This is a genomic window from Streptomyces sp. NPDC007162 (genome assembly GCF_040634175.1).
GTDB lineage: Bacteria > Actinomycetota > Actinomycetes > Streptomycetales > Streptomycetaceae > Streptomyces.
Genome location: NZ_JBEYFC010000319.1, coordinates 1 through 10455, shown reverse-complemented (window position 1 = coordinate 10455; position 10455 = coordinate 1). Strand labels below are relative to the sequence as shown.

The 10455-nt window shown below is 72.0% G+C and carries 12 protein-coding genes; 6 read left to right on the top strand and 6 right to left on the bottom strand.

Annotated elements, in window-relative coordinates:
- Positions 1–242: serine hydrolase domain-containing protein (locus ABZ646_RS30200; protein WP_360525649.1), on the bottom strand; the 242-nt coding region annotated here is incomplete at its 3' end.
- A gap of 156 nt (positions 243–398) precedes the next feature.
- Between ABZ646_RS30200 and msrA the strand changes: the two genes are divergently transcribed.
- Complete coding sequence (gene msrA, locus ABZ646_RS30195; protein WP_360525646.1) at positions 399–911, top strand: peptide-methionine (S)-S-oxide reductase MsrA; 513 nt, start codon at positions 399–401, stop codon at positions 909–911.
- A 49-nt stretch (positions 912–960) separates the two neighbouring features.
- Positions 961–1458, top strand: coding sequence for a hypothetical protein (locus ABZ646_RS30190; protein ID WP_360525643.1), 498 nt, complete (start codon positions 961–963; stop codon positions 1456–1458).
- 67 nt (positions 1459–1525) lie between these two features.
- Here the strand turns inward: ABZ646_RS30190 and ABZ646_RS30185 are convergent, their stop codons facing one another.
- Positions 1526–2803 carry a bifunctional GNAT family N-acetyltransferase/ATP-binding protein gene (locus ABZ646_RS30185; protein WP_360525640.1) on the bottom strand — a complete coding sequence of 426 codons (1278 nt, stop codon included), beginning with the start codon at positions 2801–2803 and terminating at the stop codon, positions 1526–1528.
- Positions 2804–2975: 172 nt separating this feature from the next.
- Positions 2976–4094, bottom strand: a complete 1119-nt coding sequence (locus ABZ646_RS30180) for a hypothetical protein (protein WP_360525637.1) — start codon at positions 4092–4094, stop codon at positions 2976–2978.
- A gap of 96 nt (positions 4095–4190) precedes the next feature.
- Here ABZ646_RS30180 and ABZ646_RS30175 point away from each other — a divergent pair, with 96 nt between their 5' ends.
- On the top strand, positions 4191–5345 hold the full coding sequence (locus ABZ646_RS30175; protein WP_360525635.1) for a cystathionine gamma-synthase: 1155 nt from the start codon (positions 4191–4193) through the stop codon (positions 5343–5345).
- Positions 5346–5349: 4 nt separating this feature from the next.
- On the opposite strand, the gene ABZ646_RS30170 is transcribed toward ABZ646_RS30175, so the two are convergent.
- From ABZ646_RS30170 to ABZ646_RS30160, 3 genes are all read right to left on the bottom strand, one after another.
- Complete coding sequence (locus tag ABZ646_RS30170) at positions 5350–5598, bottom strand: hypothetical protein (protein ID WP_360525632.1); 249 nt, start codon at positions 5596–5598, stop codon at positions 5350–5352.
- A complete protein-coding gene (locus ABZ646_RS30165) occupies positions 5595–6101 on the bottom strand; it encodes a sigma factor-like helix-turn-helix DNA-binding protein (RefSeq protein ID WP_360525629.1) in 507 nt (168 codons plus the stop codon). The genes ABZ646_RS30170 and ABZ646_RS30165 overlap by 4 nt, the downstream gene beginning before the upstream one ends.
- Before the next feature lie 378 nt (positions 6102–6479).
- On the bottom strand, positions 6480–6974 hold the full coding sequence (locus ABZ646_RS30160; protein ID WP_360525655.1) for a MarR family transcriptional regulator: 495 nt from the start codon (positions 6972–6974) through the stop codon (positions 6480–6482).
- Between the two features lie 169 nt (positions 6975–7143).
- Here ABZ646_RS30160 and ilvA point away from each other — a divergent pair, with 169 nt between their 5' ends.
- From ilvA to ABZ646_RS30145, 3 genes are all read left to right on the top strand, one after another.
- On the top strand, positions 7144–8373 hold the full coding sequence (ilvA, locus tag ABZ646_RS30155; RefSeq protein WP_360525626.1) for a threonine ammonia-lyase: 1230 nt from the start codon (positions 7144–7146) through the stop codon (positions 8371–8373).
- Positions 8374–8588: 215 nt separating this feature from the next.
- Complete coding sequence (locus ABZ646_RS30150) at positions 8589–9575, top strand: ATP-binding cassette domain-containing protein (RefSeq protein ID WP_360525623.1); 987 nt, start codon at positions 8589–8591, stop codon at positions 9573–9575.
- A 17-nt stretch (positions 9576–9592) separates the two neighbouring features.
- Complete coding sequence (locus tag ABZ646_RS30145) at positions 9593–10372, top strand: ABC transporter permease (RefSeq protein WP_360525652.1); 780 nt, start codon at positions 9593–9595, stop codon at positions 10370–10372.
- Positions 10373–10455: the final 83 nt, after the last annotated feature.

The window sequence follows — 10455 nt, the reverse complement described above, 5'->3', positions numbered from 1 at the left end:
ATCAGCACGAGCGCGGACAGCGCGGTCATCGTCTTGGTCACGGAGAACACGTTGACGATCGTGTCCCGCTCCCATGGCCGGTCCCGCCCGTCGTCGGCGAACCCGCCCCACACGTCCACCACGGCCCGGCCGTCCACGAAGACGGCGACGGCACCTCCCGCGTCCCCCGCGTCCAGCAGTCCGGACAGCAGGTCCGGCACAGCGACGAACAGTTCGTCGTACGAGCCATGGATGTCGGCCATGCCCGCCATTCAGCCCCCTCGGCGGGACCCGGGGCAACCTGTTTTCCCGCCCCGGCGCGGCTTGCGTCTCCTGTCGCCGGTGGGGACGGAATCGTCCGGAACCCTCGAGCGTTGAGGGGGGTGACTGACCGGCTGACAGAAATTGGAGGGGCCGCGATGGCTGCGCAGACGCAGAGGGCCGTGCTGGCGGGCGGATGCTTCTGGGGGATGCAGGACCTGATCCGCCGGCTCCCGGGCGTGACCGCGACCCGGGTCGGCTACACCGGGGGTGACGTGCCGAACGCGACGTACCGCAACCACGGCACGCACGCGGAGGCCATCGAGATCCTCTTCGACCCCGAGAAGACGGACTACCGCGCGATCCTGGAGTTCTTCTTCCAGATCCACGACCCGAGCACCAGGAACCGCCAGGGCAACGACATCGGCCTCAGCTACCGCTCGGCGATCTACTACGCGGACGACGAGCAGAAGCGGATCGCCGAGGACACGATCGCGGACGTGGACGCCTCCGGACTGTGGCCCGGCAAGGTCGTCACCGAGGTCGAGCCGGTGGGCCCGTTCTGGGAGGCGGAGCCCGAGCACCAGGACTACCTGGAGCGCTACCCGGACGGCTACACCTGCCACTTCCCCCGCCCCGGCTGGCGCCTGCCGGCCCGCGCGGAGGGCTGAGCACCCACCCCGCGGGAGTGGTGTCCGTACCGGCTGGGACACTTCCGTCATGGACACCACACCGGAGCGGATCAGTGCCCGGACCGCGGCCGCGTGGACCGTCGCGCTCGCGGTCCTCGGCGGTATCACCGGTTACGCGTGGGACGGGCCGTTCCTCGCCGTCACCTGCGCCCTCTCCGTGGGGGGCGGTGGCGCTCTGGGGTCGGTGCTGTCCCGCCGGCACATGATCGAGACCATTCGGGAGGGCCAGGGCAGGGCCGCCGCGCACGGATACGCCGACGGGATCGCCGACATGATGTTGCTCGGGATATCGGCGTACCGGGCCGCCGTCTTCCCGCTGTCGGGACCCGACGCGGTGGACGCGGCCGAGCGCGTGGCCCGCCGCACCGCCGCCTACCGCCTCACGGCCGCCGAAGGGCTGCCCCACCGGATCCGCACGGCCGCCGCCACGGCCCTCGCGGCGATCGACGACCGGCGCGACGACGAGAGCAGGTCCGCCATGGCGGACCTCATGAAAGCCGTCCAGGAACTGCGCCGCGAGGCGTGAATCGCAGGCCGCTCGCGGCCGGAACGGGCGGGCGGCCGCCCGCGCCGACGCCGTCGCAGAGGGGACGTCAGAGGCGGCTGTACTTGTCGATGTCCTCGGTGAACTCCTCGATCGTGTGCGGGGTGAGGGTCGGCCGGGTGTCGCCGATGGCGGTCATGTAGTCCTCGGTGGTGGCCGCTCGTCCCTGGCGGTGCGCGACCTCGTACTCGAACGCCGCCTGAGCGCCCTTGCGGGCGGCGAACTCGATGTCGGCGGGGGTGAACAGCTCGCTGGCCGCGACCAGCCGGCCGACGTCCACCGACTCGGCCGAGCCCCTGAGATAGCGGGCCCAGATCGCCGCGCGGGCGGTGGGGTCCGGCGGGCCGATGGGAATGACGTAGTCGAACCGGCCCGGTCGCAGGAACGCCGCGTCGAGGGAGCGCACCGAGTTGGTGGCGCAGGCCAGCAGCCGCGCGTCGTGCTCGCGGAAGACGGGGATGAGCTTGAGCAGTTCGTTGGTCACCCCGTGTCCGGGGTCGACCGCCTTCCCGGAGCGCACCCCGGCGATCTCCTCCACCTCGTCGATGAAGAGCAGCACGGAGTCCAGCTCCGCGAGGTCCGCGAAGGCCTCCCGCAGTGCCACGGCGAGTCCCTCGTCCGTGTCGGCCGCCAGCCGGGACGGGAAGAGTTCCACGAACGGCCAGCCGAGCCGCGAGGCCACCGCCTTGGCGAAACTGGTCTTTCCGGTGCCGGGCGGCCCGAACAGGATGATCGACTTGGGCGGAGCGACGCCGTAGCGGTCTGCCAGCGCCGGCTCGGTCAGCGGCAGCACGACACGGCGTTCGACGATCTGCTTCTCCCGCTCCATGCTCGCCATCGCGTCCCAGAGCCCGTCGGGCAGCATGCGGCCGCCCACCGCCGCGAGGACGTCCGCGCCGGCGGCACCGGGCGGTTCCAGCTTCTCGTAGTAGGTCAGGTCGGTTCGGGACCGGTAGCCGGAGTTCTCCAGCGCCTTCGTCCCGGCGGCTCCGGCCGGCAGCAGGGCGCTGACGTGGCGCACGCCCAGCCCCCGCAGGCGGCGCTCCAGCTCGGCGAGCAGAGCGCTGCCGATCCCGCGCTCGCGCCAGCGTGAGGCGAGCGCCACCAGCAGGATCCAGCCCCGCTTGTCGTGGGCCTGGGCCACGGCCATGCCCACCAGTTGGCCATCGACCACCGCGACCACCGCCGTCTGACCGTTCTTGGCCGCGGCCATCACCTCGGAGACCGGAAACACCCGCTGCTCGTCGGCCTGGCGGCTCTGGTCCCAGATCTGGATGGCCTGGTCGAGATCGTCGTCGTGATAGTCACGCAGATGCCAAGCGGGCATCGGCACCACCTCACCCGGCGCGGGACCCCCATTGTTCCCCACGGGGTGCGGCACGGCACTTCGGCGTCACGTCGACGGCGGTCACGTCGACGGCGGTCACGTCGACGGCGGTCACGTCGACGGCGGTCACGTCGGCTGACGGGAAGGTGCGGGGCGCTTCCTGCCGGCGCTCTCAGCTCCGCAGCGTCGCCGGACTCCCGCCGTTCGCCTCGTAGCCCGCCACCGCCAGCGCGCGGTACAGGGCGAACTCGGCGGCCGGATTCGCCGACAGCGTCCACGGCAGGGCCCCCACGTGCCCGTCGACGTGTATCAACTCGTCCATCGCTTCCGACCAGCGCTCGGAGCGCACCAGGAAGAAGACCAGCAGATGCCGGACATGGGCGAGCATCGGGTCGTCCTGCCGGGCCGAGTGCACGGCGTGCAGGGCGCCGTGCACCGCCTTGGTGACGACCTCGCTCTGGTAGAAGCTCGCCACCAGGTTGACCTCGGGCAGGTGCTCGAAGACGGCGAACAGCGGCATCGCGGCCAGCAGCGAGCCCCGCGGGGCGCGGGCGGCGGCGGCCTCGGCGAAGGAGTACGCCAGCTCGCGGGAACCGTGCCACTTCTCGCACCAGTAGTGCAGCGCCGCCAGGTGCGCCCCCATGTGCGCGGGCGCGCGGTCCAGGATCTTCAGCCACAGCTTCTCGAACTCGGGCTGCGAGTAGTTCAGCCCACGGGCCACCGACAGCTCGATGACGTACGGCACCGGGTCACCGGGGGACAGCAGTGCCGCCTGCCCGCAGGCGTCCCTGGCCTCCTCCATGATGATCCGGAAGTCGTCGGTGCCCGGAGTCGACGTCCGCCACGCCTGCTGCACCAGGAACTCGGCGTGCACGGCGGCGCCGCCCGCGTCCTTGGGCTGCTCGGCCCGCCACACCCGCAGCCACTGGCCCCCCGGTGTCTCGCTGACCCCGCCGGGCCGCTGCTGGAGCTCCAGCGCCGCCGCGCCGGCGAAGGCCTGGACGCGCTGCCAGCGCACCTCGCCCGCGATCTCCGTGCCCGCGAGCAGTTGCGCGGCGGCCCGGTAGTCCTGGGTGCGCTGCACGACGTCGAGGACGTCGAGCAGGTCCTGGTCGGGACCCGGCATACGGAGGTCCAGGTCCTCCTCGCGCACGAATCCGTAGTCCGCCGGGTCGGCGGCGTCCGGGTGGCTCGGGTGGACCTGCTCGATCATGCCGCGCCGCCGCCGCAGGACGGGGAGCAGCACGAAGCTCAGCAGGAGCGCCGCCATCAGGGCCCAGAGAATCGCCATGCGTCAAGCGAACCAGACGGGGCCGACACTTGGCCAACCGGTGCCCGGGCCTGTGGACAACGCGCCGGGCGCGCGGGAGCACTAGGCTCATGACCCATGAGCGACAGGCACATCAGTCAGCACTTCGAGACGCTCGCCATCCACGCGGGCAACACGGCGGACCCCCTCACCGGTGCGGTCGTACCGCCGATCTACCAGGTCTCGACCTACAAGCAGGACGGCGTCGGCGGCCTGCGCGGGGGCTACGAGTACAGCCGTAGCGCCAACCCCACCAGGACCGCCCTGGAGGAGAACCTCGCCGCGCTGGAGGGCGGGCGCCGCGGGCTCGCGTTCGCGTCCGGGCTGGCGGCCGAGGACGCCCTGCTGCGCACGCTGCTCAGCCCCGGCGACCACGTGGTCATCCCGAACGACGCCTACGGCGGCACGTTCCGGCTGTTCGCGAAGGTCGTCTCCCGGTGGGGCGTCGAGTGGTCCGTCGCCGACACCAGCGACCCGGCCGCCGTGCGGGCCGCGATCACCCCGAAGACCAAGGCGGTCTGGGTGGAGACCCCGTCCAACCCGCTGCTCGGCATCACCGACATCGCCGCCGTCGCCCAGGTCGCGCACGACGCGGGCGCCCGGCTCGTCGTCGACAACACCTTCGCCACGCCCTACCTCCAGCAGCCGCTCTCGCTCGGCGCGGACGTCGTCGTGCACTCCCTGACGAAGTACATGGGCGGTCACTCGGACGTGGTCGGCGGCGCGCTGATCGTGTCGGACCAGACCCTGGGCGAGGAACTGGCGTACCACCAGAACGCGATGGGCGCGGTCGCCGGTCCCTTCGACGCGTGGCTGGTGCTGCGCGGCACCAAGACCCTCGCGGTGCGCATGGACCGGCACAGCGAGAACGCCACCAGGATCGCCGACATGCTGAGCCGGCACGCGCGCGTGACGCGCGTCCTCTACCCGGGGCTGCCCGAGCACCCGGGGCACGAGATTGCCGCCAAGCAGATGAAGGCCTTCGGCGGCATGGTGTCCTTCCAGGTCGAGGGCGGCGAGGAGGCGGCCGTCGAGGTCTGCAACCGCGCCAAGGTCTTCACCCTCGGCGAGTCCCTGGGCGGTGTCGAGTCGCTGATCGAGCACCCGGGGCGGATGACGCACGCCTCGGCGGCTGGTTCCGCCCTCGAGGTGCCCGCCGACCTGGTGCGGCTGTCCGTGGGCATCGAGAACGTCGACGACCTGCTGGAAGACCTTCAGCAGGCGCTCGGCTGAGCGTTCACCAACCGGTGACGGGCGGAGTCGTCGTGGACGGCGGCTCCGCCCACGGATGGACGGTGGCCGCCCACACGGTGAACGCCGCCGCCGCCGCGCACAGCAGCAGCCACAGCAGCCGGCGGGCGCCGCGCCTGCGCCGCAGCAGGCGGCCGCCCCGGCGCAGCACCTCCCCGTAGAGGTCGGGCGGCACCGGTGGCGGCGTCTGCTCCATGAGCCTGCGGGCCGCCGCCTCGCGTTCGACACGGTTCACGACGGCGCCACCTTCGCCCCCATGACGGTGCGCGCCGACGTGTCCGGCGGGTGCAGCAGGGTGGCCGTCGCCCGGTCGCACAGGACGCGCACGCGTTCCGCGGGCAGGCCGAGCAGCGCCGCGGTCTGCTCCTCGGCCACCCCCTCGTACAGCCGCAGCACCAGGATCAGGCGTTCCTGCGGGGCGAGGGCGGCCAGGGGGCTGCCGGGGTGCGGGCGGGCGCGGCTCAGCGGGCCCCCCTGCTGGTGCCAGGCGGAGTTCGCGAAGCGCAGCGCGAGGTGCTGACGGGCCCGGTCGTAGGGGTCGTCGCCGCGCAGCCGGTCCCAGCACGCGTACGTGTGCGCGAGCGCGAGCGTCAGCAGGCGCCGTGCGCGCGGGTTGGCGTCCGGGGCCTCGGCGGTCAGCAGGGTCGCGGCATGCAGCAGCCGTCCGGCCGCGCCCGCGACGAACGCCTCGAACTCCCGGGCCCGGCCGGCATCCTGGGACGCCTGCCGATCACGCACCGCGCCTCCCCCTCTACGGGGCCCCGGACACGGGGACGACGGGACCCGGTCTCATATGAGGCCAGAGCCGTGCCCACGGTCAAGAGCCGCGCACCACGCGCGCGCGGCGGATGTTCCGGGAAGCGCGCCCGGCGACGGTCTCGGGAGGTGTGCCCGGCCGTGGCCTTCGGGGGCGCCGGCCCGCGGTCTCCGGGGGTGTGCCGGGCCGCGGTCTCCGAGGGGTGCCGGCCCGCGGTCTCCGGGGGTGTGCCGGGCCGCGGTTTCCAGGGGTGCGGCCTGCTGCGGTTTCGGGAGGTGTGCCCGGCCGTGGTCTATGGGGGTGCGGTCGGCCGTGGTCTCGGGAAGGGAGCCCGGCTCAGGGCTGGGCCCGGGCGCCGTTCAGGAGGTCGGCGAGGTGTCCGGGAGCGGTGCCACGGACATGCGGGCGGACAGGGCGCTGTTGAAGCGGGTCAGCAGGGCGCAGAACGTCTCGCGCTCCTCCGGCTCCCAGTCCTTCGTCAGCTCGGCCATCAACTGGCGCCGCGACGAACGTACTTCGTCCAGCCGGGACAGCCCGCGCGGGGACAGCTGCAGCACCACGGCCCGCCCGTCCTCGGGGTGCGAGGTGCGCTTGACGAGCCCGGTGTCGACCAGCGGAGCCACCTGCCGGGTGACCGTCGAGGAATCGATCCCCATGCTCGCGGCGAGCGCCTTGACGCCCATGGGGCCTTCCCTGTCGAGGCGGTTGAGCAGCAGGTACGCGGCGCGGTCCATGGAGTTGCGCACCTGCCCGACCCCGCCGAGCCGGGTCTGTTCGGCACGGCGGGCGAACACCGCCACCTCGTGCTGCAGAGTGTCGAGGAGACCGGTGTCACCGACGGTCGTCATGTCCATCGACATTTCAGGTGTTGTGGGCATGGCCGGGGGCTCACTTCATGAAGAGTGCTGGAGTGTGGGGGACAGAGTACGCGGACGGGGGGCGAGCCGTACCGGCGCTGCGCAAACCGGTCTCGGAGCTTGGTCACACCCGCGCCTTCGGCCGGTGAACTGCGAGACTCGAGTCATGAGCTACGGCACGGCTGACTCCCTGCGCCCCGTCACCCTCGACGACGTGCGCGGCGCCCAGAAGATGCTCACGGGCGTCGCGCGGGCGACCGCGATGGAGGGCAGCAGGCACCTGTCCCAGCTGGTCGGGTCGCCGGTCCACCTGAAGTGCGAGAACCTGCAGCGGACCGGTTCGTTCAAGCTGCGCGGCGCCTACGTCCGTATCGCGGGCCTGCTGCCCGAGGAGCGCGCCGCCGGGGTGGTGGCCGCCAGCGCCGGGAACCACGCGCAGGGCGTGGCGCTGGCCTCGTCGCTGCTCGGCGTGCACTCCACGGTGTTCATGCCCAACGGTGCCCCCCTGCCCAAGATCAGTGCGACCCGGCACTACGGCGCCGAGGTGCGGCTGCACGGGCAGGTGGTCGACGAGACGCTGGCCGCCGCGCAGGAGTACGCGGCCGAGACCGGCGCGGTGTTCATCCACCCCTTCGACCACCCCGACATCATCGCCGGTCAGGGCACGGTCGGCCTGGAGATCCTGGACCAGTGCCCGGAGGTCGGCACGATCGTCGTAGGTGTCGGCGGCGGTGGGCTCGCGGCCGGGATCGCCGTCGCGGTGAAGGCGGTCAGGCCGGACGTGCGCATCGTCGGCGTGCAGGCGGCGGGCGCGGCCGCGTACCCGCCCTCACTGGCGGCCGGGCATCCGGTGACGGTGGCGAACCCGGCGACGATGGCCGACGGCATCAAGGTCGGACGGCCCGGCGCCGTGCCGTTCGCGATCGTCAGGGAACTGGTCGACGAGGTCCGTACGGTCAGTGAGGACCAGCTCTCCGCCGCCCTGCTGCTGTGTCTGGAGCGGGCCAAGCTGGTCGTGGAGCCGGCCGGCGCCAGTCCGGTGGCCGCGCTGCTCGCCGAGCCCGGTTCCTTCGCGGGACCGGTCGTCGCGGTGCTGTCCGGGGGCAATGTCGACCCGGTGCTGCTGCAGCGGGTGCTGCGGCACGGCATGTCCGCGCAGGGCCGCTACCTGGCCGTACGGCTACGGCTGACGGACCGGCCCGGGGCCCTCGCCACGCTCCTCGGGGTGCTGTCGGCTGCCGATGCCAACGTTCTCGACGTGAGCCACGTCCGGACCGATCCCCGGCTGGGCCTGTCCGAGGCGGAGGTGGAACTGCACCTGGAGACCAAGGGGCCCGTGCACTGCACCGAGGTCGGCCGGGCCCTGCGCGAGGCCGGTTACACGGTCATGGACTGAGCCGCCGCGTCTCCCGTCGAGCGGGAAAGGGCCAGGTCAGAACACCGGTGTTCACTCGTTCGGGAAAATCCGTCGACGGACGCGATACATCGCGTTATGGTGTGTGCGTGACCATGTGCTGCGCCCGCCTGCCGCCGCGTCGGCGAAAACCATAGGCGGACCGGTGCGGGCGTACCTACTCTTTCCCGACGATCCCCGACGACGTGGAGACCCATATGCCAGGCGCCATCTATGCCGAAGGCCTGGTGAAGACCTTCGGTGACGTAAGGGCTTTGGACGGCGTCGACCTCGATGTCCCCGAAGGCACCGTCCTCGGACTGCTGGGGCCCAACGGCGCCGGCAAGACCACCGCCGTCCGCTGCCTGACGACCCTGCTCCGCCCCGACAGCGGCAGGGCCGTGGTCGCGGGCGTGGACGTGCTCGAACAGCCCGACGCCGTACGCCGTTCCATCGGCCTGTCCGGACAGTTCGCCGCGGTCGACGAGTACCTGACCGGTCGCGAGAACCTGCAGATGGTCGGCCGGCTCTACCAGATGCGCGCGAAGCAGGCGAAGGCCCGCGCGATCGAGCTGCTGGAGCAGTTCCACCTCACCGACGCCGCCGACCGCCCCGCGAAGACCTACTCCGGGGGTATGCGCCGCCGCCTGGACCTCGCCGCCGCCCTGGTCGTCTCGCCGCCCGTGATGTTCATGGACGAGCCGACGACCGGTCTGGACCCCCGCAACCGCCAGCAGCTGTGGGAGGTCATCAAGCAGCTCGTCTCCGGCGGTACGACCCTGCTGCTCACCACCCAGTACCTGGAGGAGGCCGACCACCTCGCCCACGACATAGCGGTCGTGGACCACGGCCGGGTCATCGCCCAGGGCACCTCCGACCAGCTCAAGGCCCGCACCGGCGGGGAGCGTGTCGAGGTCGTGGTGCACGAACGCGACCACATCCGCACCGCCGCCGAGGTGCTGAGCGGCTTCGGCAAGGGCGACACCACCGTCGAGGAGCACACCCGCAAGCTCACGGTGCCCGTGACCGGCGGCGCCAAGCTGCTCGCCGAGGTCATCCGGGAGCTGGACGGCCGGGGCATCGAGATAGACGACATCGCCCTGCGCCGCCCCACCCTCGACGACGTCTTCCTGTCCCTGACCGGACACATGGCCGAGGAGACCTCCCAGGCCGACACCGCACCCGGCAAGGAGGCCGTGAAGTGAGTGCCGTGAGCGACTCCATGGTGGTGGCCCACCGGAACCTGATCCGCATGGGCCGGATCCCCGAGATGCTGATCTTCGGGCTGATCCAGCCCATCATGTTCGTGGTGCTGTTCACCTACGTGTTCGGCGGCTCGATCACGGTCGGCTCCTCCACCTCCACCCAGGCCTACCGTGAGTTCCTGATGGCCGGCATCTTCGCGCAGACGGTCACGTTCGCCACGGCGGGTGCCGGTGCGGGCATCGCCGACGACATGCACAAGGGGCTGATCGACCGGTTCCGGTCGCTGCCGATGGCGCGGGGCGCTGTGCTGACCGGGCGCACCCTCGCCGACCTGGTGCAGACGGCACTCACCCTCGTCGTCCTGGCGGTGGTCGCGCTGATCGTCGGCTGGCGCACCCACGAGAACCTCGGCAAGGTGCTCGCCGGCTTCGGCCTGCTCCTGCTGCTCGGGTACGCGTTCTCGTGGATCGGCGCGCTGATCGGCCTGAGCGTGCGCACTCCGGAGGCGGCGACCTCGGGCGGGCTGATCTGGCTGTTCCCGCTGACGTTCATCTCGAACGCGTTCGTCGACGCGAGCCACCTGCCGGCCTTCCTGCGGCATATCGCGGAGTGGAACCCGTTCAGCGCCACGGTGCAGGCGTGCCGCGAGCTGTTCGGCAACCTTCCGCCGGGCTTCAACGCGTCCGACGCCTGGCCCATGCAGCACCCGGTCTGGGCCTCGCTGATCTGGTCGGTCGTGATCATCCTGGCCTTCCGCACCCTCGCGGTCCGCAAGTACCGCCGAGCGGCCGGCTGACCGCTCGGGCCTTACGCCACCCCGTGTGACCCAGGTCACGTCGAACATCGATGAGGCCGTGCACGGCATCGGCGGGCGCGTTG